The following is a 25,220-nucleotide window of genomic DNA, read 5'->3' on the forward strand; positions in this document are numbered from 1 at the left end:
TCCTGCACTCCAGTTGATGGATCCAATTTATGCCTGAGGCCATTCGCCGTAAACGGCCAATGTGCTGAAGAATTTGTAAGACATTCGCTAACACTTCTCCCTTCTCCGCCAAGAACCGACGCCTCACCCAACCTGGGATGAACTTCCCTAGCTAGCGGTGCCCGCTTAGAAAAGATATGCCGGATATTGGTATGGCCTTATGCCTCTCTTTCGCATCCATGCGAAAAAGCGCAGGTTAAGCGACTAGGCAGTAGCCATGAGAAGCCCAAAATGACTGGTCAGCAGAGTCGGCACTTGGCAGAACCATCACCAGATTTACGAAAGGCTGAACCCGCGCAGAGCAATATCCAATGGCGGCAGGCGCTTCTAAAGCTTCAGCTGAGCCGGGATGCTCATTTGGCTGCTGACTGCTTTCGACGCTGCTCCGCCCTGCTGTCACATTTGGTGGAGAGTAAGCTCGTGACCTCTGTGGAAGAGGCAGCAATGCGGGTTGAGATCAAAAGCGCTTGGGTGGCGGCGGTAGAACGGGTCAATCAGCCGGATTCTGTCTCGATCCGGCAGGAAGACCCGGACTCATGTGAGGTAAATGTAGCGACGCATCGCAGTGATAACTGATAAACCAATAAGACCGTTGTGTCCAACAAGATCACTCACGGGACGCATGGAGCAAATGGATTGTTCTGTCGTCCGGCTCTGCGCCAAAGAACTGATCGAGCGCTCGCTGAAACAAGGCGGGTTCCGAAGCAACCTCGTTGAACAATGTCAGGCACGAGTGCAGCTTGAGATCATCTGGCGTGCCAAAAATCTGGAATGCGCTCAAATTGCGATGCTCTAACAGCGCATGGACGCAGTCATTAAGTCGCGGCCCGAGCACCGGATGGGAGAGATAGGCTCGTGCCTCTTCCATACCGGTAATGCCAAAACGCATCGCGATTTCGCTTCTGCCCAACCCCTTCAACTGCGGGAAAACGAACCACATCCAATGGCTCGTCTTACGGCCTGACCGCAGTTCATCCATGACCCGGCTGATAACTGGACGCTGCGCTTCAACAAATCGCGAGAGATTAAAAGAGTCGCTCATGCTGAGACTCCTTGGCATATCATCGGGCAATGCACATATCTTCGGCACACCATTGGCAGCAAGTGCAGCTGAATGACCGTCCAACATACACGGTCGGTGCCTCCTAACCGGTCGGTTGCTCTACCGGTCAGCGTCTACGTTGCCGTCGGGATCCGGCTCGATTTCCTCGTCGTCCTCCTCAACAGACTCACCATTCCTGTTAAAGGATTTGGAAGACGGTTTCTGCGGATCATTGATGAATGGGACGCGGCTAGGGCCTTGCTCTTCAAAGCCTTCAGTTTTTGGCTGCATGGTGAGTCCTCCTAGTGTTGAGGTTTAGAAGTCTCGCGAATGCGTACGTTCAACCTGATCGCGACAGGCAGACTTGCAGTCAACTACAGTAAGAGTCTGGGCTATTACACGAAAGTGCACTGCGGCGAACCGTCAAATCAGGAACCTCTATGGCAGAACAAATACCGGTGACCCTATTCAAGTCCGTTGGGTGCGCCGAATGTCGAAACCTTGATAGTCTGGGTTTTAGCTTCACCATGGCCTTCCAGCCAATCTTCAACGTCAGGACAGGCTTGCCATATGCCTACGAAGCCCTTGTTCGTGGTCTCAATGGTGAGTCCGCTGCCAGCATTCTGGGACTGGCGAATGACCAGAACCGATACCGCTTTGACCAGGCATGCCGCGTGCGGGCCATTGAGCTTGCAGCGGACTTGGGCTTACCCGCCATCCCAGAGTGCAAGCTCAGCATCAACTTCCTTCCCAATGCCGTGTACAGGGCCGAAACCTGCATTCGTGCCACCTTGGAAGCTGCACGAATGTTTGACTTCCCAGTTGAGCGTCTGATGTTTGAGGTAACCGAAGGTGAACGAGTCGATGACCCTGATCATCTGAAATCTATTTTTCAGGAGTACGAGCGCCAAGGTTTCACTACCGCAATCGACGACTTTGGGTCAGGGTATTCAGGCCTGAATTTCCTGGCGATGTTTCAGCCGAATGTTCTCAAGATCGACATGGCGCTGACACGGGGTATTGACCGGGATGGAGTACGACGCGCCATTGTTGAGGGCATCGTGCTAGTATCTGAGCGGCTGGGAATCACGGTCGTGGCGGAAGGCATCGAGACGCTTGAGGAACGTGACACTCTGCTCGCGCTGGGGATCGATCTCATGCAGGGCTACCTCTTTGCCAAACCTGGTGTAGGCGAACTGCAGACCATGCCTCAATCACTGATCGCTTCACCCCCCGAGACGTGATCTGGGCACCGAAGGCCAGGAGTCCAACACTATCAATTGGTAAGCCGACGGGTGATGACCTGCGCCTCACTCGTCGGCTTCGCCGATCACTCAGTTGGCGATTCGGTATTGATGAAGGGAGGCACATCGGCCAGCGCCAACTTTCGACACTGCGTGCTCCGAGGCAAGCGTCTGGCCGCTAATGGCTCCAACTTTTGCGGCAGCCCGGTTTCCAGCGCTCGCTCAATCGCCATCACAACCCGCACGTCCCGCCATCCTTCTTCGCCATCAGGCTCAGGTGCTTGGTCATTGAGAATGCAGCTGGAAAAATACGCGGTCTCGCCAGCGAACTGATCAACAACCGTGTGCACATGCTCACTGGTCTCGCCGTTGATCGTCGCCCGGTAACTGATCGCCACGCCTTCCCCATACCCGAAACATGGCGATGCCTCGATCTCACCCGTGGTACCGAGGAGCTGAAAGCGCTCGGTGTCCGGCAGTGTATAGCTCACGGTAAAGTGAGCCAGCCGCTCTTGCGGGAAACGCAGCGAGACGGTCACTGTGTCCCATGAGTCCAGCGGGGAGCCTGACGTCTTTGAACCTAATGCCATGACCTCAATGGGCTCAGCGTCGAAAAGCTTCCTCACCATGTTCAACGGGTACGGCCCATGTCCGCCACGGGGCCAGCGGCGAAGCCATTTTTGTTGCGGTGGTTGCTGGCTTTAACGACCTGCGCGAAGGTCGACGTGAACACCCGAGGGTCACCGAACTCGCCCTTTTGCACGCGTTCAATCATCTCAAGCGTCCCGGGCTCACAATGCAGCCGATAACCGACCATGAGTTTTGCGCCCGTCCGTTCTGCAGCGTCTGCCATCTCCCGGCACTCGGCTTCGGTAGTTGCCATGGGCTTTTCCAAAAGAACATGGATACCGGCGTTAAGCGCGGGGATCACATACTGGGTATGCAGGAAATTCGGTGTCGCTACGTAGACAGCGTCGATTTCACCGGAAGCCAGAAGCTCGGGATACTCAGCATACGAATAAGACTTCAGGCCATAGATCGATGCCAGATCCTGTGCCTTGACCGGATCCCCTGTAACAAGGGCTGTCATCACTGAGTTATCAGTCTGGCCAACACCAGGCATGAAAGCGCCCTGAGAAATTGAACCACCTGCCACCACGGCATACCGAATCTTTCCATCTGAGTTGGGCATCACATTCTCCTGTCGAGTCTCAACTGATCACACAGGGAGTGGGCAAGTCCGCCCTACCAAGGTTCCATCTTTGTCAGCACGCTGCCTGCAAGCACCTTTTCCGCCCGCATCAATCTACACCTACGGCCAACCAGTGATCTTTCACTCGGAACGATACCGGGCGAAAGAAATCATCTTATGAGACAAACTCTTCATTTGGCCCTTGCCCTTGCAGGCTCTTCCGGAAACTTCCGGATCTGATGAGGCGGAGTACACACCATGCAAACCTTGGACGACCTCAAAAACTCCCGAGCTGTCGCCAGTTTCATCCCTCACCCGAGCCTAATGCTGGGGGTGGTGATTTTCTGCGTCGGCGTAATCCTACTAACAGTCGAAGCGGCTTCAGGTATTTCCCGCTGATCACTGCCCAAGCGCAGCCCTCACCCCCTTTGTGATGGTGAGAAGAACGGGTAGCTCGACACCTAAAATTTTTACACCAAAGGAATGACTTATGCCGTCCAAACAACCAATCGCTGCTTTAGCCCTCACCCTGCTTTGCGCAGTATCAGGCGTTTCTCATGCAGCTAATGATCCTGCCGTTACTCTGGATCGCCCCGGAACCGGGGACAGGGAATACAAAGTGGGTGATCCCGTGCCCGATGAATATCAACGCGAAAGCATGGAAGTCAAAGACTGGAAAAGTCGGCATTTGAAGGCACCTGGCGAGCACGAGCAGTGGGTACAAATCAAAGGCAAATATGCCTTGATCAGCGTACCTACGGGCACCATCAAGGAGATGGTCAACAAGTAATCGAGAGGGTTCAGCAGGTGACCTGGCCGACAAGTGGCGAGAATGGCATTGAGCTTACCGCTTAGTAATAATCGCTGAACGTTAATGCCCGCTACTGCTCTCAACCGCATGGGCGCTAATGCCCATCATGGAATGATGAGGAAAATAAAAATGGCGAACGTACTGAATACTTGCGCACTGACTCTGCTAATCGGACTGGGCACGCAAAGCGCTTTCGCGGCGCAGGACAACGATGATTTTGTGGAAGACGCCTCCGCTAAAGGCGTGGCTGAGGTGGAGGCTGGCAAGCTTGCACAAGAGAAAGGAAGCGCTGCGGATGTTAAAAGTTTCGCGGACATGATGGTCAAAGACCATACAGCCGCGAACTCCAAGCTCAAGTCCATTGCTGACAAGAAAAACCTTGAAGTTTCGGACAGTGCCGAGCTGGTCGACAAAGCTAAGGCGATGATTCTGGAACTGCGCAGCGCCAAGTCTTTCGACCAAGCCTATGCCAATAATCAGGTCAAGGCGCACGAAGCGACAATTGCCCTGTTTGAAGAGGAAGCATCCAATGGCAAGGATGCAGATCTCAAAGCCTTCGCCACCGATACCCTACCAAAATTGAAAGCCCATCTGGAGCATGCTAAGGCCTTGGCAAAAGCTCATGGTGGTGATGCCGCGAACTGAGACCAGATGCGCCGCCATTTAATGTAATGCGCGGCGCTTTTACTCAATGTAGAAAAGGATTTCGCTCATGGTTATCCCCTACGGTGGTTCGCTTCGCTTTGCGTGTCCGCAGGCGATGATAAAATTCCACCCCGCCATCTTCTCACCGTTGCGTTCATCAAGCTCAGAGCCGAATATCCCGAATGGCTGGGGGTAGTGAACTATGTCGGCCACTTGAACCGACCGACTGGCTTTAGGCAAGTACAGATCTGCACGTTTGCAGGCGATGGATGACAAATAAAGTGTCCTCTCTTATTCAAGCTTCTCACATCCCCTCATGCAATCTTGGCAGACAGCTGCTCATCGGATAGTGATCGGCCAACGAACTCAGTTCGCAACTTCGCAATCAGCTCCGAGATCGCACGACTTGTGCCCAGTGTGGCCACATCAATCCCACCCACGACGAAATTGGCGCCTGTGGTTCGGTCAATAATCTCTATGGTGAGCTCGTTGGCTGAGGGAGAGGTACACCGACACTGAAGAGGCAGAAAACCCGATTCGATGATGTGACGTAATTCGAGCAGTGAAATAGCCATGGTGATTTCCTTGTTATGTGAGCGGTGGACTGCAAGGCGAATGTATTAATTCAATCTCTCGGCAGTGGAGTCGAGACAGAGCCTTCTGCTTAGCTTCGAGCGTTTGGAAGCTTGCCTATCGGAAATGGAAGAAACTCTGGCCACAATCATAGAAGCGAAGAAACGCGGCTGATCAACTTCTCGCTTGAGGAGGCGGTCACCCGTCAAAAAAGCCGCCTTTGAAAGGCGGCCCTTCACTATCGCTAACACCTTCAGTCTCAGCGTTGCAGTGGATGCTCCCGAGATATGGAGTCATTGGCTTCTACGTCTGACATGTCCTCGTCCACCAGGATGTCCCCGTCGAGGATTGGCGCCGGTTCGTTGTCCTCAGAATCACCCTCATCGCTTCCAGGAGGTGGATTGGGCATCACGTCAGGACGACCTGGTTCCAATGGCTTGATCGCATCATTGGCATCTCTGTCATCACCGGGTATTGCGGAACTGTTCATAAGCACCTCGCTCGACCACGAAAGAGTCGCGATCTACAGGTTTCGAAATCGCTTTGTGCTTCCCGTTCGATGAAGTTCTCGAACGGTCATTCCCTGGCGATAAATCGCGAACTCCTCCCCCTGCAAACCCTCACATGAGTAGGCTAGGACTGCTGGAAGGTACGCAAAGGTGCAAGACCTGAAGATCGCCACGTACAACGTGAATGGCATCGGCGCCCGACTGCCCAATTTGTTGCAATGGCTTGACCGCGAGCAGCCCGACATCGTCTGCCTACAAGAGCTTAAGGCACCGGACAAAGCGTTCCCGGCACGAGAGATTGAAGCCGCAGGCTACGGGTCGCTGCATCTCGGACAAACCTCTTGGAACGGCGTTGCCATTCTGGCGCGGGATTCTGAGCCATTGCTGATCCACAAGGGCTTGCCAGGTGAGGAAGCCGATACCCAGGCGCGGTACATCGAGGCAGCGGCCCATGGCGTCATTGTCGCCTGTCTTTACCTGCCCAACGGCAACCCTCAGCCCGGGCCTAAATTCGACTACAAGCTTCGTTGGTTCGAACACCTGATCGAGCACGCGGAATCATTGCAGGCCAGTGAACATCCAGTCGTGCTGGCCGGGGATTTCAATGTGGTGCCGACTGACGAAGACATCTACAACCCACGCTCGTGGCTCAAGGACGCTTTGCTTCAGCCCGAGAGTCGCGAATGCTATCGCCGGCTGCTGGCTCAAGGCTGGATCGACTCGGTTAGGCACCTGTATCCGGACGAACGCGTCTACACGTTCTGGGATTACTTCCGTCAGCACTGGCAGACAAACTCTGGCCTGCGCATCGACCACCTCCTGCTGAACCCAGTACTGGCGCCCCGTCTGCAAGATGCGGGTGTGGACGCCTGGGTGCGCGGCGAAGAGCACGCGAGCGATCACGCACCCACCTGGATTCGCATTGGAGATGCGCCACAGAAGCCGGAAAAGAAAACCCGGAAGAGAAGCCAACCCGCTGCCTCGCCGTCAGCTCACAGCGAAACTCATTCGAGCCTTGAAGAGTACAATCGCAAACGTGACTTCAACGCGACATCCGAGCCAGCCGGTGGCGGCGACCACAAACGTGGCTCAACGCGAAAGGCTTCCGATCAAGCGCTTCAGTTCTGCATTCAGAAGCACGATGCAACCCGGCTTCATTATGATTTTCGGCTGGAACTGAATGGCACGTTGAAGAGCTGGGCCGTACCCAAAGGCCCTTCCCTTGATCCCAAAGCCAAACGCTTGGCCGTGCATGTCGAAGATCACCCCATCGATTACGCAACGTTTGAAGGCAGCATCCCCGAAGGCCATTACGGGGCTGGCGATGTCATCGTGTGGGATCGGGGCATCTGGAAACCATTGTCAGACCCCGCCGAGGCCTACGCCAAGGGACGACTGAAATTCGAGTTGCAGGGCGAGAAGCTTGGCGGCGTATGGAACCTGGTAAAGACCCATATCCCTGGCAAGCAGGAGCAGTGGTTCCTGATCAAGCATCAGGACGATTTTGCCCGTGCTGAATCGGATCACGACATCGTCAAGGAACAGCCCAACAGCGTGTTGAGCGAACGGACAATCGTGGCCAGGAAAAGAGGTGGCAAAGCTGCCGAACCGAAACCCGTCGAGAAAGTGCCAGCACGCAAGAAAAGGCCGGCGAAAGCCAAGCTTGAAGGGGCACAGGCGGCAGACCTCCCCGATACTCTTAAACCGGAGCTGGCGACGCTGGTGGAGTCAGCCCCCGACGGCGACTGGCGCTACGAGATCAAGTTCGACGGCTATCGGGTCATGGCCAGGGTGGATGACGGGAAAGTGCAACTGTTCACCCGCAATGGCCATGACTGGACGCACAAGCTCCCGCGCCAAGCCGAAGCCATCGCCAGTCTCGGGCTGGCCTCTGCGTGGCTGGACGGCGAGATGGTGGTCGCCAACGAGGACGGTGTCCCTGACTTCCAGGCATTGCAGAACGCATTCGAATCCGAGCGCAGCGGCAATATCGTTTACTACCTGTTCGACATGCCCTTCCTCAACGGTATAGATTTGCGCGAGGTGCCGGTCGAGCAAAGGCGCGCCGCCTTGGCCAAAGTGCTGGAAGCCAGCGAGGACGAAATACTCAGGTTTTCCGAAGATTTTGGTGAAGCCCCCAACGCTCTGCTCAACAGCGCCTGTCAGATGAAGATGGAAGGCCTGATTGGGAAGCGCGTAGGCAGCCCCTATGTGTCCAGGCGCAGCGGCGACTGGATCAAACTTAAGTGCAGGCGCCGGCAAGAGTTCGTGGTGGTCGGCTACACCGAGCCAAAGGGCGCTCGGAGCAAATTCGGCGCGCTGCTGCTGGGCCTTCACGATGCCGATAGCGGCGAACTGCGGTTTTCGGGCAAGGTCGGGACGGGCTTCGATGAAGCGACACTCAACACAATCTTCCATCAGCTCGTCCCGCTGGAGGTAAAGAAAGCGACCGTGGTCAATCCACCTACCGGCTTCGAGGCCAAGGATGTGCACTGGCTCAAGCCTCAGTTGCTGGCCGAGGTGGCATTCGCTGAGATCACGAAGGACGGCTCCGTCAGACACGCGGTGTTCCACGGCTTGCGCACAGACAAGCCCGCCAAGTCCATCACTGAAGAACGCCCTACCCCGCCCTCAGACGTCGAGAAGACCCCAGTTGGGAAAGCCACTCGAAGCAGAATCGCCAAGGTCGCCCCAACTCAAAAATCAGATTCCGCTGCGGGGTCGACATCAGGAAAGATCCGCTTAACCCACCCCGAGCGCATCATTGACCCCACGAGCGGATCGACCAAGCGTGACTTGGCGGACTACTACATCAGCGTCTCCGATTGGTTGCTACCGCAGTTAGCGCAACGCCCTGTTGCGCTAGTCAGGGCGCCCGAAGGCATCACTGGCGAGATGTTCTTTCAGAAAAACGCTGATCGTCTGGCAATCCCGGGCATCGAGACGATGGGCAAGGAATACACCGGCCATCCGGTCATGCTTATCAAGAATCTTGAAGCCCTGATCGGGGCCGTGCAGATGAGCGCGATGGAGCTGCATACCTGGAACGCTGTTTCCAAAGATCTGGAGCGGCCCGACCGCTTCGTGCTCGACCTCGACCCTGATCCCGCTCTGCCGTGGAAGAGCATGGTGGAAGCCACGCAGCTGACCTTGACGGTGCTCGATGAACTGGGACTCAAGTCATTCCTTAAGACCAGCGGCGGCAAAGGCATTCACTTGGTCGTGCCGCTCACACCCAAGGCGGACTGGGAGGCTGTAAAAAGCTTCAGCCATGCCATCGTCAAACACATCGCCAAGCTGCTGCCAGATCGTTTCTCAGCCGTCTCGGGGCCGAAAAACCGTGTGGGGCGCATCTTTATCGATTACCTGCGAAATGGCCTGGGCGCCACGATGATCAGCGCCTACTCAGTCCGCACGCGGGAGGGGCTTCCGGTATCGGTACCCATCTTTCGCGAGGAGCTGCTTGAGATCAAAGGTGCCAACGTCTGGAACATTCACAACCTTCATGAGCGCCTGGGACAGCTTGACAGCGATCCGTGGGCAGACCTGCCGACGACCCGGCAAACCATCACCGCCGACATGCGTCGGCGAGTAGGCATCAAATAGCGAATCACACGAGGAGAAAGACAATGGGCAACTACCACATCACCAAAACCGATAAGGGCTGGGCGCTCACGAAACAGGGCGCTGACCGTGCATCGAAAACGGCGTCGACCAAAGCAGAAATCACCGCTCTCGCCAGCGAGTTCCTTGAGGGCAAGACGGCCTCACTGAAGATCCATAAAGAGGATGGCACGATCCAAGAAGAACGCACCTACCCAAGATCCGCCGACCCGGCCAAGACAAAAGGATAGACATGCTCCCTTGCTCCTCGACTCCATGCTCATCCTTGTTGCGCATGATCAGGTGACCAAGGCAGGAGTGTTGACGCTCTGCCTTGGCAACTGAGGCCGTAGGGAATACTCGCAGACTATCTGGCCGGTTCCTGCTCAGTTAGGCAACCCATCTTTAGCAGCTTTTGCATGAGCAGAGCGTTTTCAAGCGCGGCATCGCGAGCAGTGTTGTCAAAAATACACCAGGTCGGCACATCGTCCTTCGGCAAGGCCTGAATGCGCCGCGAGAGTTGTTCCAACCAGGGCGGTTCGTAAGCGCTGTAGTAGATCCTCCGGGCTCCGTGCAAGCGCCAATAGCGAACTCCCGGCCAGCCACTTGGCTGCGCGCCATTACTCAACCTGACAGGATCAGCCGCTACTTGTCCTATGTGTTGCTCGACCAAGAGCTGATGGGCGTTCACCCAGGACTCATGACGCGGCTCGATGACTACATGCCCTAAAAAGCGAGCTCTCAGGGCGTCGAAGAAGTGACTTGCGACCCGGGCATCGAATGAAAGACAAGGTGGAAGTTGGATCAGCAGGCAGCCAAGCGCGCTGCCCAGTGCCGTGATCTCCAATAAGAATTTATCAAGCAGCTCTGAGCAGTCCGCGAGCCGGCTCTCATGAGTGATCGACTTGGGGATTTTCACTGAGAAGCGAAAATCTCTGCTTACCGATGATGCCCACTTCGCGTAGGTTGCAGGTCTGTGCGGGCGATAGAAGGAGCTGTTGATCTCAGCAGCGCCCAGCCGTAGTGCGTAACGTTGCAGATGCGTACCTTCGCCTTCAAATTCAGGTGCGAACTCCCGTGCCAGCTTCCAGCCAGCGCACCCTACGTAAACCTCTGCGGTTTTCAAAACAATACCTGTTGCGCGTCACGCATGAAGATCTCAATGGTCTTAGGGCCGATCCCTTCAAATTCAGCGAGGCGCTTTTCAAACTCTATTCGGTCATGGCTTGCCTGCCGAATGTTCTCAATTTTGCCGCCGTATTCATCGCTCAGTTTTTTGCTGAGTTTGAGTAAGCGTTGCGCAGTAGATTCGTCGTATCGTGCGTAGCCCCCTTCGCCCAGCATTCTCACCAATTCGCCATGGGTGCACGAGCCTAGCTTGCGCGCGGTATCACGTTGATTCTTTTTGATGATGACCCGGTAGGCAGCTGCGGCGATGTCTGAGCGGATCCGCTTCCCCATCAGAAAGCTGGCGATAAACCATTTGAATAGGTCGTGCTCATCGTCGCTGCTCAGATCAATATTTAGATCCGCAGCATTGGTAATCTTGCTCATGGCGCACCTCCTTTAGGCAGCACAATGCCTCGACCACTCGACCACTCGACCAGTTCTGCCAACGCCTATGCCCGCCTTTTTGGAGCGTTCGCGCCGACCAGAGAGTCATTTCGTCCGCAGCGCTTGGATCAACTCGGCCTTGGTCATTTTCGAGCGCCCAGACACATTGCGAGATCGCGCCTCCGTCATGAGACTCGCTTTACTCTGACTTTCAAGTGATGACTTAGAGTCTCGACCATGGCCGCTCCGAGTTTGCGCAGCCCTCTTGCCCGAATCCGACTTGGCTTGGGCCTTTGCAGAGGCAGATGTTTTCTTACCTGAACCCCCCGCCTTCTCACCTCCACCGGACTGCTTGTTCACGGTCGCCCAGGCACGGGCCTGCGCTTCACCTTTGGGTGTGCCCTTATCCTCGTAGCTTTCTTCAATACGTTCCGCTTTTCGTTTCTGCTCTTCGGTGTATTTAGCTTTGCTTCCACGTGGCATGACTGATACCTCCAAATCGAAAATCGACGACGCGCGTTCGCGCCTATGCCATTAGGGAAGTCGATTTTCCCGAGAAAGTTCACCGAGTTTTCTACCAATCCACTGTGCCGCGAGTCATGCTCGAATCATCGAGTCCCGCTCGTCGCTACAAGAGCACTTCTACCAAGTACTCCACCTCTGAACTCTATACGCGGATGAACTGCGTTCAGAACGGAGAATTGCCATGTCAGTTGATAACAACGGGCCAGACGCTGCGTACCCCGGCCCAGATGAGAAAGCGCCTGATACTGGAGAGGGTCATGACTCAGGCTTGGAAAAAACGCCTTCCGAGCCCAAGCAAGGTTCGCAAGAGCGACCAGAGGACTGGAATCCTCCACCAGGAAATCCAGGCTCTGATCAGGATGCCCAGACGAACCGTGAAAACGGCGGCGCGAGTGATGCCCAGGAGTTAGGGTTCGACCCTGACTCGCCAGATGTGACCGATCCTCAGATCGATTCGCCACACCCGGCGCGCACGAGCAACGACCCTGCGCCCTGACCGGGTGATCAGCCCCATAGGCTGATAGGCGATTCCTTAATCAACCATCAGCCATCTGGGGTAGATTGCGCTTTAAACAACGGGGACTAATGACTTTGACTTCAGCCGAGAGATCTATGTCATTGAGGAGGGAATTTTGCCAGAGTCTGGCGGTTCGCCCTTCAACGGACGGCCTTTAAGAGAGCATTTTTTCCTTTCAGTGTCCGCTTCGCGATGACCTTCCCCACTACTAACTCAATTTCCACATAACCCCGCTCCTTCAATACCAGTAGAAGTGTGAAATCGAGAGGATCGATTGCGCGCGAGGTGTCGTCCTTGAAGGTCGATAGAAGCCTTAGCGCACGAGATTCGAGCATTGAAAGTCACCTAACGGCTCATTGATGGCGATTTGTCACCATACTTCATCAGGAGTTCCAAATACGATCTTTCTGTTGAATGGTTCCTATCCGAGCGGTGAATACTCCTCCCCAAATTACATCAGCTGGTGGCGAGCCGTTAACACGGCCGTATACCGACATCGTGCGTTTTGGTCTTCCAGCTACCGACGCTTTTGAACGATCCCTACGTACATAACTCCAGATAGGTGACCGAAGGGCTATCTGCCGACCATGCGCGAGTGCGTTCGAGAGGCTAAAGGAATCCATGGATATTATTCAATGGCCTGCCATGGTTGTGATTCTGGTCGCATCATGGCTGGCAGCATCCCAGCGTGCCAAAAGGCGAAAGCTCGCTTTCCTAGGCTTCATCCTCGGCAACCTATTGTGGATCGTCTGGGGGCTGTATGTAGAGGCTTACGCCCTTGCTTTGCTGGACGGAATACTGTGTGGAATGAATATCAGGGGCTTTATGAAAAACAGGACAGCCACTCAGCGAGGGGAGCCCGATGCGCTTTGAAGCTAGTTTCAATCCCAGGCCTCAGGGGCAGTTAACATGGTGAACAGCGTTGACTGGGTGCAGTGGCCGGCGATGCTGGTTACCGTTCTTGCAGCGTGGCTCATTGGCTCGCAGCAAGCGCGGCGGAGAATGACAGGGTTCTGGTGCTTCATCCTGAGCAATATCCTATGGATTATCTGGGGGCTTTCGGCTCATGCCTATGCATTGATCGTCCTGCAGGTATGCCTGTTCGCGATGAACCTTCGCGGGTTCAGAAAAAATTTCAGAAGCCGTAACGGCTCCCCAAAAGAGCAAAGTAATTAGCGTTTCTGGTCACAGGGAAACTCCCGTCCACGTTTCGGAAATGCGCCAGAGGTGCTCGGAGAATTCTGGATTGGCCGCCCAACTTGCCACTCCCTTGCGACCTATCTCGGCGCCGTTGATCGGCGCGATGTTGCAGTCTTCGCAGTAGACGCCGCCCTTGCCATTCAGCTCAGGGCTGGTTGCGCACCACAAACCCGTTGCCGCTCCCTGCTCCAGGGTTTTGAGACCGAGCTGCGGTGCGACCTTTTGCTGGCCATTCTCATCATAGACGTCGAACGCGTCGATCTCTGCACGGCTCAGATGGCGTCCCAAGTCAGTCAGGATCTGACCGGGGTGAAGCGAAAACGCGCGCACGCCGAGACCAGAACCGCGATGGTCGAGACCCATTGCGAACAGCGCGTTGGCTGTTTTCGACTGACCATACGCCGCCCATTTATCATACGGACGATGAGTGAAGTCGATGTCATCAAAGTCGACACCTGCAATCTGATGTCCTCGCGATGACACCGCAATCACCCGAGCAGTGCGAGCCGCGATAAGGGCTGGCCACAGACCGCACACTAGACGGAAGTGCCCCAGATGGTTGATCGCGAACTGACTTTCGTGCCCATCAACATCTCGTGCCAAGGGCGAGGCCATGACGCCCGCACAATTGATCAATAACGAAAGCGGTTGTCCGCGCTGAACGAATTGAGCGGCGAAAGCTTGAATGGAGTCGGGATTAATCAGATCCATCGGGTGGACAGTGACACCCTCCTCGCCCGCCAGAGCCTTGCGCGCACGATCAGGATCTCTGGCCGGAACTATGACCTGAGCACCTGCACGGGCCAGGCTTTTAGCGGTGACCAGCCCTAAGCCGGAGTATCCACCGGTGACAACGGCCAGATGCCCAGCTAGATCCACCCCGGCCATGACTTCAGTCGCAGTAGTGGCAGCGGTGAAAGTTGAAACAAGAGGTTCCTGCGGCGTTGTCATGATGGGCTCCCAGTTGGATGGCGTGAGCGCCCATTGTTCTTTAACATGCCTGGACGAAACAGTTCAGATAATCCAGGTTTCTGTCTTGATCATCCAAAATCCCGTTTCAGATCCCTTATCCGACGTACTCGCGCTGGCAGGGCTTCGCGCCGCATGCTCCGTACGCCTGCAGGCAGGTGGGCAATGGGCCCTGCGTTTTCGACCGATTGAACTCAAATTCAACGTCGTGCGACGTGGTCAGTGCTGGCTGCGCATCGAAGGCAGCCAGCCGCGTCAATTGCGGGCGGGCGACTGCTTCGTGATTTCTCGCACCCCGTTCATCCTGGCGAGCGATCCGGAGGGCGATGCGATCAATGCGTCCGAGGCCTTCGCCCAGTCCAGCACACTCGCCACCTTGGGTGCCGGTGATGATGTGGAATTATTGGGCGGCAGTGTGAGCCTGATCAATGCCGGCGCCGGCCAGTTTCTGTCGCTGCTGCCGCCTGCGATCATCATCAGTGCAGCATCGGGTGCCGCCTCGTCGTTTGCCTGGTTGCTGGATGAACTGGATAGAGAATGGCAGTCAACGCAACCAGGCGCCAACGCCATGTGCAACGACCTGCTTCGTCTGATTTTCCTCCATGGGTTGCGCCATCACATCAGCACAGCCGATGTCGCCGACCTTGCCTGGCTGGGAGGCCTGCGCGACCCTACTATCGCGAAAGTGATGCGCGCCATTCATGGTGCCCCGGAGAAATCTTGGACATTGGCACAGATGGCGGAGATCGCTTGTATGTCGCGATCCAGCTTCGCCGCACTGTTCAAGCACCGGGTAGGACATTCTCCTGTCGAGTACGCGACTCGCTGGCGCATGCAAGTTGCTGCATCCAGGTTGTGCACGGGCCGTGACAGTGTGGCGACAGTCGCTGCCTCCCTGGGTTATCTGTCCGATGCTGCTTTTGGAGTGGCCTTCCGTCGAGTTCACGGGCAATCGCCTGGTCAGTATCGGCGAGACGCAATGCGTGAACACATTCAATAGCAGCACTGCGCGCTCTGATTGGCACTCAACCCGGAAAGTCACGATGAGGATCAGCAGATATTGGATCAAACTCACCATGGCTTAGTTGAAAGGTCTCTTCTTGGCCCAGTGTGACTAGGCCACCCGTGATTACAGTGGGTTCCAGCAAATCAATCCACTGTGAGTGACCGCCATGAACAATCGCCTTGATTACTTCAAACTCTCTCCTCAGGCTTGTGGGAGTATGAAAGCCCGCAGGGCCGAGACTAAGCGGGTACCGCGAGGGCTCGGTTTACGACAGCCGTCCCCTACAGGCGGCCCATCCCAAAAGCCATTTCAATGGGCGGATCCAAAAAGAGTAAGACATGAAGGATGCCCCTCACTGAAGCTTACAGCGACCTGATTCAAAATTAGATTGAGCTCACTTCGACGCTCCAATTACTGACCGATGAAGCGGCCTCACGCGGCGTATCAGCCACTCATATCACCGACCTGCGAAAGAGGATGGAGAGCTTCGACTCTATCTCAACGCCCTGTCCAAAAGTTTGATGGAGCGTCGCGACAACGTTGAGGACTACCGCTGCGATCAGGATCAGCCTGGTACTGTTTCAACTTAAACGATCCCCCTCAGCATCGACACTCACCATCGCATTGAGTGATGAACAAGATGCGATCACCACGGGACGGTTTCGCCTTTCCGATCAATATATTTCAGACCTTGCTTGCCCTGCTGTGAAAGCAAGGATGTGACGATTTCTGAGATTGTTTCTTCTAGGCTGAACGCAGCATCTGGCCCTCCGAGTGCCGTGCGAATCCAGCCCGGAGCCATTAGCACCAAGGATCGGCGGTCTTCGGCGTGCCGAGCAGCATAGCTACGCATGTACATATTAAGTGCTGCCTTGCTCCCCCGATAAACCTCGTGACCGCCTTTCTCGTTGTTACTCACGCTGCCTTGTCCTGAGGACATGACGCCGATCAGTCCTTCAGCGGACACCAAGGATTGCAGGCCTTCGATCACACGCATTGGACTCAGCGCATTGGTGATCATGACTCGTACGAAATCGTCTGTTGAAACTTCTGCAATCGTTTCGTCCTGATTGTCATTGGCGGTACCCGCATTGACGAAAAGTATATCGAAGCGTCTTTCAGCCAAGCGCCCCTTCAGCGCTTTAATTTCGTCGGGTTGCGTGATGTCCAGTGACTCAATCTCGACACGACCTTCGTATCTGACGGCTAAATCATGCAGCTGCGTTCTGGCAGTGCCTCGAATCGTCCCTGTAACGTTCCATCCCCTCTCCAGAAACTCCGCAGCCATGGCATAGCCGATGCCGCGCGATGCGCCGATAATGAGAACGTTGCGGGACAAGGCTTTAGATTCAGTCGCTGACATCATTCATCTCCGTTGCTGGTTGGTCATCTCACTATAGGAAACCGACCCAAGAAGCGGTAGACGCATGAAGATCACAATACAGTTGCACCAAACGCCTCATCCTAAATACCTTTTGAAACCGGACTTTCATGAGCGATCTTGATCTAAATCTTCTCTTGTCCCTTGATATGTTGCTTGCAGAATGCAGCGTCACCAAAGCTGCGCATCGGCTGCATGTCAGTACCTCGGCGATGAGCCGCACGCTTTCGCGTTTGCGCAAGGTCACTGGCGATCCCCTTTTGGTGAGGGCCGGGCGAGCGTTGGTTCCTACCCCTCGCGCCTTGGAAATACGTGATCAGGTTCATGAAGTGACCCGTGACGCCAAGGCTATTCTGCGCCCCCAAGCCAGCGACCTTGATATGGCCTCGATCACCGGGACTTTCACCATCCGGGCCAGCCAGTGTTTCATGAAGTGGCTTTCTGGCCCTGTGGTAACGGCGGTAAGCCAACTGGCACCGCGCATGTGTTTAAGGTTCGAAGCCCGCCCGCAGAAAGACGCGCAGCCACTTCGTGAGGGAGTGGTCGACCTGGATATTGGTCTGATTGAAACACTAGCCCCGGAGATTCGAACCCGTTTCCTTTTCCATGACGCTTACGTAGGGGTTGTTCGAGAGGGACATGCGATCTTAAAGGGGGGGAAAGTGACGGCGCAGGATTTCGCCGCATTCGATCATGTATCAGCGTTGCAGGAAGGAGCGGGAACCGAGCTGCTCAGGAATGAGCTTGAGTCATTTGGCCTGGAGCGCAGAGTGAGGGTTGTAGTACCGAGTTACCAAGACGCAATGCGGATAGTTCGCCAATCAGAGCTGATCGGTTTAGTCCCTCGCTCCTGCCTGGGTATCCCTCATTTACAAGGGCCCACTTTAGATGTGAGCATATTTGAACTCCCCGCATCGCTCCCTGGTTTTCAGATCTCAGCGATGTGGCATCCCCGGATGGACGCTGATCCAGTACATCGATCTTTGAGGAACTGCATCATTTCGGTATGCCAGGAAGCCTATCCTGTTGAGGATGTTTGAGTGCGAACACAGCGTGGGCCGAGCAAGAGATACCTAGAATATGTGTCCCGCGTTTCACGCTTATATGCCGTAGGACTAGCGGGGTCGGCAACTGGAAATCGGTCGAAATCCCGATGCCGTCAGCCCCTTACGATTGAGTATTTGGGACGCTCCGCATAGGTCTGCCGCATTGTCTTTGCTGCGTAGCTACCCATCCATAGCTATTATCCACCACAAATTTTCGGGGCACGCCTACAGACAAATGCAGGCCACGCAGACCGCACCAGACTAAGCTTTGCGGCTGCCACCTACAACCGAAATGAGGTCTGCATTGCACGCGCCAACAACTCAACGGCCTCATCCTTATGAGACGCTGCACTGCGCATCAGTACGATGTAATACTCTGGGATAGCGGGCATTCCCTGGAGTATCTGCATACGTTCTGTGACCTTGCCACGGTCGATCAAGCTCACTGCCAATCCGGCCTCAACGCATGCCTTTACCGCCTGACTGGAGAGGCTTTCGAGCACGATGCGCGAACGCCGACCTGACACCTTGAGCGATTCAAGCATGGCCGCGCGATAGCAGCATTGCACTGTATGTACAGCCAAAGGCAATGGATCATCGTACGCCACAGAGGTACTCCTCGGGCCGACCCAGACCGGTGTTGTCGACATCAAAATCTGGGTGTCCCCGTCGACATCCCCAAGAGGCTCAGACACCACGGCAGCTTCCAATTCGCCGCGCCGGATCCACTCCTTTAGAACAGGACTGGGCGCCGTTTTGAGTTCCAGTATTACGTTTGGCCAGGTGGAAGTGAACGTGGGCAGAATTTCCGTGATGACATGAGTTGCGTACTCATCTGGTACTCCCAATCTGATACGTCCGGCGAGACGAGTGCCGTGCAGATCAGCCAATGCCTGATCATGCGTTCGTAACAACGGTTCAGTCGAGATCAGCAAGCGCCTGCCCAGGTCGGTCAGGGAAAGTGACTGGTTATCGCGATTTAACAGCCGACCACCCGCCACATTTTCTAGACGCTGAATGTGAACGCTGACCGCCGCCGCACTCTTATGCAAATGCTCGGCTGCCTTCCTGAATTTTCCAATGCGTACCACCGCATGAAAAGTGCGCAACAGGTCAATGTCTAATATTACAGACATAATCCACCATTCTTAAACAGATTCTCAATTATATATTGATTTATTAAACCACATCTCTTTCGTAGGCTCGGGGAATGAACGAGCTTATAGAGTCAACAATATGAGATATCGCGCCGTCGATTGGCCCCACACGGTACCGCTACTGCTGCTTGAAGCCGGTCTATTACTGGCATGGAGTTCGGGATTCATTGGTGCACGCCTGTCGATTGATTACGCACCAGCGCTGTTGGTGGGCCTATGGCGTTGCGTGGTGGTTTGCCTTCTCCTGTTGCCATTCGTTTGGAAAGCGTTGCGTGAAACCTCTTTTCGTAACCTGCTGAGGCACGCCGGGATTGGACTGCTGGCGATGGCAGGCTACCTGACAGGGCTAACGCAGGGGATCACGCTCGGAGTTCCAGCAGGACTCACCGCTCTATGCGCAGATCTGCTGCCGATGGGCATGGCGCTTCTAGCGGCGGTATTTTGGGGGGAGCGGCTGAAGCGCCAGGTATGGCTCGGTCTGATCTTGGGCCTGATCGGTGTGCTGTGGGTTAGCCACAGTGCACTCGGGTTAGGCGAGGCGCCGCTTTGGGCCTGCGTACTGCCAGTAGCTGGCATGCTTTCACTGGCGTTAGCGACGTTGTGGCAAAAACGCATCGGCACTTCGCAATCAATGAAGGTTCTGCCCAATCTTTGGTTGCAATGCTTTGTGTCGATCTTCGCCTTTGCTGGCATTGAGGGCAGCCAGGGCAGTCTGATGCCGCCCTCCAGCATGGGCTTCGCTTCGAGCGTGCTATGGACAGGCCTGTCCACACTTGGCGGCTATGGGTTGTATTGGCTCTGTTTGCACCGAACCAGCGAGACGCGGGTGACCAGCGTGCTGTATCTAAGCCCGCCGATAACCTTGCTCTGGGCCTGGGCCATGTTCGATGAGCCGCTGTCGTGGCAAATGGCGGTCGGGATGGCAGTTTCCGCGATAGGCATTTGGCTAGTGATGGGCGTCGAAGCCCGAACAGCCTCCGAGGCGTCACACGATTCAAGCTCTACGGCCCGTTAAAGCGTTTCAAGCAACACAGAAGACTTGCTATACGGCTAAACCTAGTTGCTAGGGATAGCCGATTCAAGCCGCTATTCCTATCGAAGACCAAGATCACTCGGTCAAGGTCATTAGTAGTTGTACACGATCATCGCTAGATACGTCCCTAGCAACATTACCGACTACCCCAAATTCGGTTGAAGAGTTGTTTCCCTGCGAACGTTCGTGCAGCGGAAATCTTCCCAGCATTGAGGTGCACCACTACATATCCCCGCTCCTGTAGAAAGATCAGTGATGTGAAATCCATCGGGTCAACCTGTCGAAAATTATCGTCTTTGAAAGTACAGAGGAGCTTCCTAGCGCGGGCGTCGAGCATGCATTCACACGGAGTCAGACCAAGATAGCGATTTGAAATCTTAGCCCGACTAGCGTTTCGGAGGCTAGCGAGATATATCTGGCGCCTACCCCCCGAGCGCAGGCATGGCAGCATGAGACGGAACTCGGCTCTTTTTGTGCTCAGATACCTACATCCAAGAGCCCGGCGCGTGGCTTGATGCGACATCAACAGCTGGGCCTAGTAATCGGTAATAGTGCATGTGAAATCTGAAGTCCTCACTTCTACCCTCTAACTGAGCACGCAATGCACTCTCCAAATGCCAGTCACGTACTCGCCGTAAGCTCTCGAGCTGACGTTTTGATCTGCCGCCGTTAGGCATTAGGCCCTCCTTGCCCATGACTCAATTTAGAAACCCTTAAGTAAGGCAAAAAGTCCCAAGAAAAGTTCGGTGAATCAGATGGCTCCCGCCCAAGCCTGTGGCGTCATTTCACTGGCCTTAAGCCTGCCTGCAGCCGCAGCGATTTCTCGGCCTCTCGCGTTGACACTCCATTCAAATAGTCTGGGTGCAAACCAAACGCGTTCTGACCATCCAAGGTGAGCGTGCCGCGAGCACTCATTAAAGGGCAGGTTCCTCATCCAGCAGCAGGACGGCCAGCTGTGAAAGTAGGTAGGATATCGCTGATGCCCCCCCTACGTGCCAATCTGAAAACGTACGTACCACGTCGTATGTTAAGAATATTGAATGTATGATAATGCGGATCGTTCCCGATACCGGGCTTCCCCCATTTAAACGTCCAGTTGATGCCAGTGGTTAGCACAACTTCATCGGAAAAGTCGATCTATGCCCTACATGTCGCGCAAGTTGAATGACATCTCGGATGTGTTCTGTCTGGAGACTAGCGACACTACCGGCTATGCCGTGGATTGGCACGCCCATGATTGCCACATGCTGCTTTTGCCACGTCAGGGTTCGTTATTTCTCTCCACCGAAAGCACACAGTCAACTCACGTTTGTCGTCAAGCGTTCTCCTTTGTGCCGGCCGACTTCGCGCACGCCACTGTAGCTGCCCCCGGTCGTGAGGAACACATGACCTTGTACGTCGATGCTACTTATGTGAAGCGACAAGGGCTTATCCACGGCTATCGGACTCTCGCCGACCAGGTAAATCGTCCAGGAATTTGGGAATCTACCAATGTGTTGGACGGCATCTTGCGCTTGCATGACCAACTTGAAAGCAGTATTTCCAACGCGGCCTTCCAACGGCAGCTGCCCCATCTGAAGCACCTAATATTCGAGGAGTGCGCGCGGGCCATTGCTAGCCACCCCACAAGTCAACTTAACGAACACAAGTCCCATGCGTTGCTGGTGCAGGACATTCAACGATACGTCCGGGAAAACCTGGAAACTGATCTCAATGTGGAGTTTCTGGCGCATGAGTTTCACCTTTCACGACGCCACCTGACCCGAATTTTCAAAACCGTCGCGCACGAAACTCTCTCGGAGTTCACGATGCGCGCACGGGTAGAGAAGGCAGCCCACCTGATTTCAACGACGTCCTTCTCTATTCTTGAGGTGAGTCTCCTCGTAGGGTTGGACTCGCCTTCTTACCTAGCCCGGTTGTTCAAACGTTTCTTGGGGCGATCACCCAGTGAGATGAGGAGGCCTCGCTAGAGGTATGTCCCAAAAGGACGCAAGGGTGGCGCGATAGAGCAGATTCCCGCAATGACGGTTAGCGACAATTAATAAAGTCGCGAGTACCAGAGGTCATTATGCGCGAAGAGCATTTTTCTGAAATCTTCGAATCGCCTCCTGAGATCGATGCCTTAATGGCGCGATGGAGATACATTGGCGGGCTGGAGGCAGACCGGCGTAGGGGCATCGTCCAGGTCTACCTGAGCTTGATTCAGTCGCGCCAGGGCCAAGCGCAACTGAGTTCTTGGCAAGAGCAAAAAGCCAAGAAAATCATGCTGGATAATCTGAGTGCTGGCATTCAGATTTCAGCCGTAGCCCAAGGATGTTGCCTATCACGAAGCAATTTCTCACGGGCCTTCAAAAACACAACAGGTTACTCTCCAAGAGACTGGCTAAAGCATGCCAGACTGACCAGGGCCAGAGAGCTGCTTGAACACACGGACTTGTCCATCACACAGGTAGGCTTAGACTGCGGGTTTGCAGATCAGGCACACTTCACCAGAAGTTTTTCCAAGGCATTCGGTATGCCGCCTAAAAAATGGCGAGGGAAGATCGGCTTCAGCACTTGACTCTCAAACCTTGCTCCATAGCTCCGCGTTCCTTTGGATTGATGGAAGAAAGCACTCCACAATCATCGGCCTTCAGGCACGGATCGAGCTGCTCGCGCGAAGGGACGATCGCGCAAATTCCCCACGCGAAGGAATACGCTGAGTATTCATCAATAGTTAGACTCTAGATGCAGCATATTTACGTGTGCTGCGAGCGTCCGGGGAGCACGCCTGTATAGATGATAATGGCTCAGCTCACCTGATCATGCCCGCCTCGGAGCCATCACCTGCCCGGCTCCCATCCACTGAGGCTCACTTTGAATGATTACCAAATGGCGATGACGGTAAACCGCTAACGGTCGTTAAATCGCTAGAGCCCCCCCCGCAGTACATGAATGACTATCTGCTTTTTGCTGTTGGGGTGTGAGCTCATGAGTTCATCGAGCTCGGACGGCTGGAGATCTCCTCAAAGAGCAGTAGGACGAACCATCATGATTGAACACTTTGGGAGCAGTCTCGAAACATCCGCGCATACCTTCCTTTGGACTGCTAGCCGCGGCCAGGCGTACCCGCCCAGCAATAACCGGAAAGGCCCAGCGATGATTCGCGCGCGCGTAAATATCCGGATACTGCCCACTTTACTCGGACTGTAAGGCCCAAGATATCGGTCTCCCCTCTAAACCCTGCAGCGTCGACAAGGCCTCTCACGATGTCAAATACATCCTGGGCTACCTGATCGCTATCACCGCCCCCCAGAGCCGAGCCTTCAAAGAAACTCTGGATGATCGTCATCAGTTTTTGTCGCTCTTCATAAAGCAACTGGTCAGCAGGAAGCCGGGCCTCCTCTAAATCTAGGAACTTTGCCAACCTGGAGCGCTCAAGCTGATGCCTCGCGGCAGTCTCGATCATTCGCTCAAGGGCACCAGCATCGAACCCGTCGCCGGCGTCTGCCTCGATGGCGGCTCTCAATGCCTTCAGCTCGCGCAGGAGTAAAGCGATGGTGATCGCATCCTTGTTCGGAAAATATTGATAGAGCGACCCCACGCTGACGCCTGCAAGCTGGGCGATATTATTGGTGTTGTACCCGGCATGGCCTCGCTCCTCGAGAATGCGAGCAGCCGCCTCAATAATCGCGGCGACCGTAGTGACCGAGCGCCTCTGAAGTGGCTGTTTCCGGGCCGTTGCGGCGGTTTTTCGTGAGTTATTTTTCATGAATTCTAAGCGAGTACAAATCTAAATGGTTACTCGTATAACATTAACCCATGCAGTCGATATCCGATAGCGAGTCAGCAACTCCCTATCGTAATTCTTCTGATTGTAATTATTTATCATTGCCTAGGGCCATTTCTAAGCCCCTAGGAAAAATACAGACATTACAATTAGACAGTTTTGATCGAACGCAGAACCCCATGAGCGGCGGACTATATATTCGCAGACTCTGGGACATCTTCGCGCCGCTTGCTTGCTACCTCTAGACTAAGGAGACATACGATGCTAGTTGATACCCCTGAGAGCGGCCCTATCAATGTGATACGAACAGGGCCGCGTACACGAAAAACGTTGCTTTTTCTTCATCCTGTTGGCTTGGACAGTACCTGGTTCGACAACCAGATATCAGTATTTGCGCAGGAATATGACGTCGTAGCGATAGATATGCCAGGACACGGGCTTTCATCCCCTCTCGTGTCCGAGCCGAGTTTCGCACAACTTGCTGACACTGTATCGACCGTACTGAACAAATTGGATATTAGGCAAGCTCATGTTGTTGGTCTTTCATTTGGGGGGATGATTGCTCAACACTTGGCGCTGCGCCATCCAGAGGTCGTTCGGTCACTCGTGCTCGTCGGCACGACTCATACAGCCGTATCTGCAAGGACAGCACTTAAGCAGCGAGCCGCTTATGCGCTCAGCGAAGGTATGGCGAGTATTGTAGGCATGACCATCGAACGGTGGTTCGCGCCTGGCTACGGCATTCGAAGGCCCGACGTTCTCGATAGGGCGACAGCCACACTGTTACGACAGGACGCGTTTGCGCACGGTGCGATCTGGGGAATGGTGTCAGACCTCGATCTAACTCAAGACATTGACAAGATCTCCTGCCCTGCTCTGGTTGTGGGTGGGAGCGCCGACATTAATGTCCCCTACGAGATCATTGAAGCCCTAGCCCGAGCATTAGGTGGGGCCCCCATAGAGATGCTAGAAGGTGTCGGGCATTTCCCCCCTATCGAGTCCCCCAACGCGTTCAACGGAATTCTGCACAGCTTCCTGAAGCAACTCTGAAAAAAAACGGATGGCTCTGCGATGACTCGACGGCAGCTCCCTAGCAGAGCTCGCCGTTCAGGCTCGCGCCGTTAGCGGCAGATTCATCCTGTCGGTTCACCCGTCGACCGCCGGTAAGCCCAGTTTTACTCATCGACCAATGTACACAGGTCGTTCACGGGCGCCTGAGAGGACGGCTTAAAAAACGGGACAAAATATGAGACGTCGCAATCATCGCCTCCTGACTTCTAACCTCTACGTTTGAATAGGCTTGGTGGCACCGACCTAGCAAAAAACCTCAGGATGCGGGATGTAGGCCAAACGCAAGCGGAGCGCGCAGGCCGTGGCCGAAGGTGGGAGGATGGAAGCCCGCAGG

Annotated in this window: 28 protein-coding genes; 15 read left to right on the forward strand and 13 right to left on the reverse strand. The window is 54.8% G+C overall.

The genetic code is table 11. From position 1 onward, the window contains the following. The first annotated feature begins 270 nt into the window (after positions 1-270). Entirely contained in the window at positions 271-615 is a 345-nt protein-coding gene (locus tag NPS29_RS00750; RefSeq protein ID WP_274130102.1) for a hypothetical protein, read from the forward strand. Between the two features lie 31 nt (positions 616-646). Here NPS29_RS00750 and NPS29_RS00755 read toward each other — a convergent pair whose 3' ends face one another. Further along, positions 647-1,081 carry a DUF1810 domain-containing protein gene (locus NPS29_RS00755; RefSeq protein ID WP_274130103.1) on the reverse strand — a complete coding sequence of 145 codons (435 nt, stop codon included), beginning with the start codon at positions 1,079-1,081 and terminating at the stop codon, positions 647-649. Between the two features lie 120 nt (positions 1,082-1,201). Next, positions 1,202-1,372, reverse strand: a complete 171-nt coding sequence (locus NPS29_RS00760; protein ID WP_274130104.1) for a hypothetical protein — start codon at positions 1,370-1,372, stop codon at positions 1,202-1,204. A 149-nt stretch (positions 1,373-1,521) separates the two neighbouring features. Between NPS29_RS00760 and NPS29_RS00765 the strand changes: the two genes are divergently transcribed. Next, complete coding sequence (locus NPS29_RS00765) at positions 1,522-2,325, forward strand: EAL domain-containing protein (protein WP_274130105.1); 804 nt, start codon at positions 1,522-1,524, stop codon at positions 2,323-2,325. 86 nt (positions 2,326-2,411) lie between these two features. On the opposite strand, the gene NPS29_RS00770 is transcribed toward NPS29_RS00765, so the two are convergent. After that, the gene (locus NPS29_RS00770) at positions 2,412-2,954 is read right to left on the reverse strand and encodes a Gfo/Idh/MocA family protein (RefSeq protein ID WP_337993872.1); all 543 of its coding nucleotides are present in this window, start codon (positions 2,952-2,954) and stop codon (positions 2,412-2,414) included. 2 nt (positions 2,955-2,956) lie between these two features. After that, positions 2,957-3,517, reverse strand: coding sequence for a Gfo/Idh/MocA family protein (locus tag NPS29_RS00775; RefSeq protein WP_274130106.1), 561 nt, complete (start codon positions 3,515-3,517; stop codon positions 2,957-2,959). A gap of 490 nt (positions 3,518-4,007) precedes the next feature. Here NPS29_RS00775 and NPS29_RS00780 point away from each other — a divergent pair, with 490 nt between their 5' ends. Next, positions 4,008-4,307: an RcnB family protein gene (locus NPS29_RS00780; protein WP_274130107.1), complete on the forward strand. Its 300-nt coding sequence runs from the start codon at positions 4,008-4,010 to the stop codon at positions 4,305-4,307. A 150-nt stretch (positions 4,308-4,457) separates the two neighbouring features. Further along, positions 4,458-4,973 carry a DUF4142 domain-containing protein gene (locus NPS29_RS00785; RefSeq protein WP_274130108.1) on the forward strand — a complete coding sequence of 172 codons (516 nt, stop codon included), beginning with the start codon at positions 4,458-4,460 and terminating at the stop codon, positions 4,971-4,973. A gap of 314 nt (positions 4,974-5,287) precedes the next feature. Here the strand turns inward: NPS29_RS00785 and NPS29_RS00790 are convergent, their stop codons facing one another. After that, complete coding sequence (locus tag NPS29_RS00790) at positions 5,288-5,548, reverse strand: DUF1652 domain-containing protein (RefSeq protein WP_274130109.1); 261 nt, start codon at positions 5,546-5,548, stop codon at positions 5,288-5,290. Between the two features lie 257 nt (positions 5,549-5,805). Beyond that, positions 5,806-6,036, reverse strand: coding sequence for a hypothetical protein (locus NPS29_RS00795; protein ID WP_274130110.1), 231 nt, complete (start codon positions 6,034-6,036; stop codon positions 5,806-5,808). A gap of 169 nt (positions 6,037-6,205) precedes the next feature. Here NPS29_RS00795 and ligD point away from each other — a divergent pair, with 169 nt between their 5' ends. Then, the gene (ligD, locus tag NPS29_RS00805; RefSeq protein ID WP_337993873.1) at positions 6,206-9,661 is read left to right on the forward strand and encodes a DNA ligase D; all 3,456 of its coding nucleotides are present in this window, start codon (positions 6,206-6,208) and stop codon (positions 9,659-9,661) included. 23 nt (positions 9,662-9,684) lie between these two features. Next, complete coding sequence (locus NPS29_RS00810; protein ID WP_274130111.1) at positions 9,685-9,909, forward strand: DUF2188 domain-containing protein; 225 nt, start codon at positions 9,685-9,687, stop codon at positions 9,907-9,909. 116 nt (positions 9,910-10,025) lie between these two features. On the opposite strand, the gene NPS29_RS00815 is transcribed toward NPS29_RS00810, so the two are convergent. The 3 genes from NPS29_RS00815 to NPS29_RS00825 form a co-directional block, all read right to left on the reverse strand. After that, complete coding sequence (locus NPS29_RS00815) at positions 10,026-10,784, reverse strand: DUF72 domain-containing protein (RefSeq protein WP_274130112.1); 759 nt, start codon at positions 10,782-10,784, stop codon at positions 10,026-10,028. Then, positions 10,781-11,212 carry a DNA methylase gene (locus NPS29_RS00820; protein ID WP_274130113.1) on the reverse strand — a complete coding sequence of 144 codons (432 nt, stop codon included), beginning with the start codon at positions 11,210-11,212 and terminating at the stop codon, positions 10,781-10,783. The genes NPS29_RS00815 and NPS29_RS00820 overlap by 4 nt, the downstream gene beginning before the upstream one ends. A gap of 105 nt (positions 11,213-11,317) precedes the next feature. Further along, positions 11,318-11,695, reverse strand: a complete 378-nt coding sequence (locus tag NPS29_RS00825; protein WP_274130114.1) for a termination factor Rho — start codon at positions 11,693-11,695, stop codon at positions 11,318-11,320. A gap of 223 nt (positions 11,696-11,918) precedes the next feature. Here NPS29_RS00825 and NPS29_RS28780 point away from each other — a divergent pair, with 223 nt between their 5' ends. From NPS29_RS28780 to NPS29_RS00840, 3 genes are all read left to right on the forward strand, one after another. Further along, complete coding sequence (locus NPS29_RS28780) at positions 11,919-12,233, forward strand: DUF6021 family protein (RefSeq protein WP_274130115.1); 315 nt, start codon at positions 11,919-11,921, stop codon at positions 12,231-12,233. Positions 12,234-12,875: 642 nt separating this feature from the next. After that, positions 12,876-13,127: a hypothetical protein gene (locus tag NPS29_RS00835; RefSeq protein WP_274130116.1), complete on the forward strand. Its 252-nt coding sequence runs from the start codon at positions 12,876-12,878 to the stop codon at positions 13,125-13,127. A gap of 36 nt (positions 13,128-13,163) precedes the next feature. Then, complete coding sequence (locus NPS29_RS00840; RefSeq protein WP_425312419.1) at positions 13,164-13,430, forward strand: hypothetical protein; 267 nt, start codon at positions 13,164-13,166, stop codon at positions 13,428-13,430. Positions 13,431-13,439: 9 nt separating this feature from the next. On the opposite strand, the gene NPS29_RS00845 is transcribed toward NPS29_RS00840, so the two are convergent. After that, entirely contained in the window at positions 13,440-14,405 is a 966-nt protein-coding gene (locus NPS29_RS00845; protein WP_274130117.1) for an oxidoreductase, read from the reverse strand. 85 nt (positions 14,406-14,490) lie between these two features. Between NPS29_RS00845 and NPS29_RS00850 the strand changes: the two genes are divergently transcribed. Then, positions 14,491-15,423, forward strand: a complete 933-nt coding sequence (locus NPS29_RS00850; protein WP_274130118.1) for an AraC family transcriptional regulator — start codon at positions 14,491-14,493, stop codon at positions 15,421-15,423. A 652-nt stretch (positions 15,424-16,075) separates the two neighbouring features. On the opposite strand, the gene NPS29_RS00855 is transcribed toward NPS29_RS00850, so the two are convergent. After that, positions 16,076-16,792: an SDR family oxidoreductase gene (locus NPS29_RS00855; RefSeq protein ID WP_274130119.1), complete on the reverse strand. Its 717-nt coding sequence runs from the start codon at positions 16,790-16,792 to the stop codon at positions 16,076-16,078. A gap of 128 nt (positions 16,793-16,920) precedes the next feature. Here NPS29_RS00855 and NPS29_RS00860 point away from each other — a divergent pair, with 128 nt between their 5' ends. After that, positions 16,921-17,850, forward strand: a complete 930-nt coding sequence (locus NPS29_RS00860) for a LysR family transcriptional regulator (RefSeq protein ID WP_274130120.1) — start codon at positions 16,921-16,923, stop codon at positions 17,848-17,850. Positions 17,851-18,137: 287 nt separating this feature from the next. On the opposite strand, the gene NPS29_RS00865 is transcribed toward NPS29_RS00860, so the two are convergent. Further along, entirely contained in the window at positions 18,138-18,992 is an 855-nt protein-coding gene (locus NPS29_RS00865) for a LysR family transcriptional regulator (protein WP_274130121.1), read from the reverse strand. 100 nt (positions 18,993-19,092) lie between these two features. Here NPS29_RS00865 and NPS29_RS00870 point away from each other — a divergent pair, with 100 nt between their 5' ends. The 3 genes from NPS29_RS00870 (at position 19,093) to NPS29_RS00880 (ending at position 22,606) form a co-directional block, all read left to right on the forward strand. Further along, positions 19,093-20,028, forward strand: coding sequence for a DMT family transporter (locus NPS29_RS00870; protein WP_274130122.1), 936 nt, complete (start codon positions 19,093-19,095; stop codon positions 20,026-20,028). Between the two features lie 1,157 nt (positions 20,029-21,185). Continuing rightward, positions 21,186-22,016 carry an AraC family transcriptional regulator gene (locus NPS29_RS00875; protein ID WP_274130123.1) on the forward strand — a complete coding sequence of 277 codons (831 nt, stop codon included), beginning with the start codon at positions 21,186-21,188 and terminating at the stop codon, positions 22,014-22,016. Between the two features lie 98 nt (positions 22,017-22,114). Further along, a complete protein-coding gene (locus NPS29_RS00880; protein WP_274130124.1) occupies positions 22,115-22,606 on the forward strand; it encodes a helix-turn-helix domain-containing protein in 492 nt (163 codons plus the stop codon). A 528-nt stretch (positions 22,607-23,134) separates the two neighbouring features. On the opposite strand, the gene NPS29_RS00885 is transcribed toward NPS29_RS00880, so the two are convergent. Next, a complete protein-coding gene (locus NPS29_RS00885) occupies positions 23,135-23,797 on the reverse strand; it encodes a TetR/AcrR family transcriptional regulator (protein ID WP_274130125.1) in 663 nt (220 codons plus the stop codon). Positions 23,798-24,076: 279 nt separating this feature from the next. On the opposite strand from NPS29_RS00885, the gene NPS29_RS00890 reads away from it, so the two are divergent. After that, entirely contained in the window at positions 24,077-24,865 is a 789-nt protein-coding gene (locus NPS29_RS00890; RefSeq protein WP_274130126.1) for an alpha/beta fold hydrolase, read from the forward strand. Positions 24,866-25,220: the final 355 nt, after the last annotated feature.

This window comes from Pseudomonas putida (assembly GCF_028682175.1).
Classification (GTDB): domain Bacteria; phylum Pseudomonadota; class Gammaproteobacteria; order Pseudomonadales; family Pseudomonadaceae; genus Aquipseudomonas; species Aquipseudomonas putida_AD.

Bases quoted from the DNA above. Each gene is read 5' to 3' on its own strand.
- NPS29_RS00750 (WP_274130102.1), top strand. From the start codon at position 271: ATGACTGGTCAGCAGAGTCGGCACTTGGCAGAACCATCACCAGATTTA.
- NPS29_RS00755 (WP_274130103.1), bottom strand. From the start codon at position 1,081: ATGAGCGACTCTTTTAATCTCTCGCGATTTGTTGAAGCGCAGCGTCCA.
- NPS29_RS00760 (WP_274130104.1), bottom strand. From the start codon at position 1,372: ATGCAGCCAAAAACTGAAGGCTTTGAAGAGCAAGGCCCTAGCCGCGTC.
- NPS29_RS00765 (WP_274130105.1), top strand. From the start codon at position 1,522: ATGGCAGAACAAATACCGGTGACCCTATTCAAGTCCGTTGGGTGCGCC.
- NPS29_RS00770 (WP_337993872.1), bottom strand. From the start codon at position 2,954: ATGGTGAGGAAGCTTTTCGACGCTGAGCCCATTGAGGTCATGGCATTA.
- NPS29_RS00775 (WP_274130106.1), bottom strand. From the start codon at position 3,517: ATGCCCAACTCAGATGGAAAGATTCGGTATGCCGTGGTGGCAGGTGGT.
- NPS29_RS00780 (WP_274130107.1), top strand. From the start codon at position 4,008: ATGCCGTCCAAACAACCAATCGCTGCTTTAGCCCTCACCCTGCTTTGC.
- NPS29_RS00785 (WP_274130108.1), top strand. From the start codon at position 4,458: ATGGCGAACGTACTGAATACTTGCGCACTGACTCTGCTAATCGGACTG.
- NPS29_RS00790 (WP_274130109.1), bottom strand. From the start codon at position 5,548: ATGGCTATTTCACTGCTCGAATTACGTCACATCATCGAATCGGGTTTT.
- NPS29_RS00795 (WP_274130110.1), bottom strand. From the start codon at position 6,036: ATGAACAGTTCCGCAATACCCGGTGATGACAGAGATGCCAATGATGCG.
- NPS29_RS00810 (WP_274130111.1), top strand. From the start codon at position 9,685: ATGGGCAACTACCACATCACCAAAACCGATAAGGGCTGGGCGCTCACG.
- NPS29_RS00820 (WP_274130113.1), bottom strand. From the start codon at position 11,212: ATGAGCAAGATTACCAATGCTGCGGATCTAAATATTGATCTGAGCAGC.
- NPS29_RS00825 (WP_274130114.1), bottom strand. From the start codon at position 11,695: ATGCCACGTGGAAGCAAAGCTAAATACACCGAAGAGCAGAAACGAAAA.
- NPS29_RS28780 (WP_274130115.1), top strand. From the start codon at position 11,919: ATGTCAGTTGATAACAACGGGCCAGACGCTGCGTACCCCGGCCCAGAT.
- NPS29_RS00835 (WP_274130116.1), top strand. From the start codon at position 12,876: ATGGATATTATTCAATGGCCTGCCATGGTTGTGATTCTGGTCGCATCA.
- NPS29_RS00840 (WP_425312419.1), top strand. From the start codon at position 13,164: ATGGTGAACAGCGTTGACTGGGTGCAGTGGCCGGCGATGCTGGTTACC.
- NPS29_RS00845 (WP_274130117.1), bottom strand. From the start codon at position 14,405: ATGACAACGCCGCAGGAACCTCTTGTTTCAACTTTCACCGCTGCCACT.
- NPS29_RS00855 (WP_274130119.1), bottom strand. From the start codon at position 16,792: ATGTCAGCGACTGAATCTAAAGCCTTGTCCCGCAACGTTCTCATTATC.
- NPS29_RS00860 (WP_274130120.1), top strand. From the start codon at position 16,921: ATGAGCGATCTTGATCTAAATCTTCTCTTGTCCCTTGATATGTTGCTT.
- NPS29_RS00865 (WP_274130121.1), bottom strand. From the start codon at position 18,992: ATGTCTGTAATATTAGACATTGACCTGTTGCGCACTTTTCATGCGGTG.
- NPS29_RS00870 (WP_274130122.1), top strand. From the start codon at position 19,093: ATGAGATATCGCGCCGTCGATTGGCCCCACACGGTACCGCTACTGCTG.
- NPS29_RS00875 (WP_274130123.1), top strand. From the start codon at position 21,186: ATGCCCTACATGTCGCGCAAGTTGAATGACATCTCGGATGTGTTCTGT.
- NPS29_RS00880 (WP_274130124.1), top strand. From the start codon at position 22,115: ATGCGCGAAGAGCATTTTTCTGAAATCTTCGAATCGCCTCCTGAGATC.
- NPS29_RS00885 (WP_274130125.1), bottom strand. From the start codon at position 23,797: ATGAAAAATAACTCACGAAAAACCGCCGCAACGGCCCGGAAACAGCCA.
- NPS29_RS00890 (WP_274130126.1), top strand. From the start codon at position 24,077: ATGCTAGTTGATACCCCTGAGAGCGGCCCTATCAATGTGATACGAACA.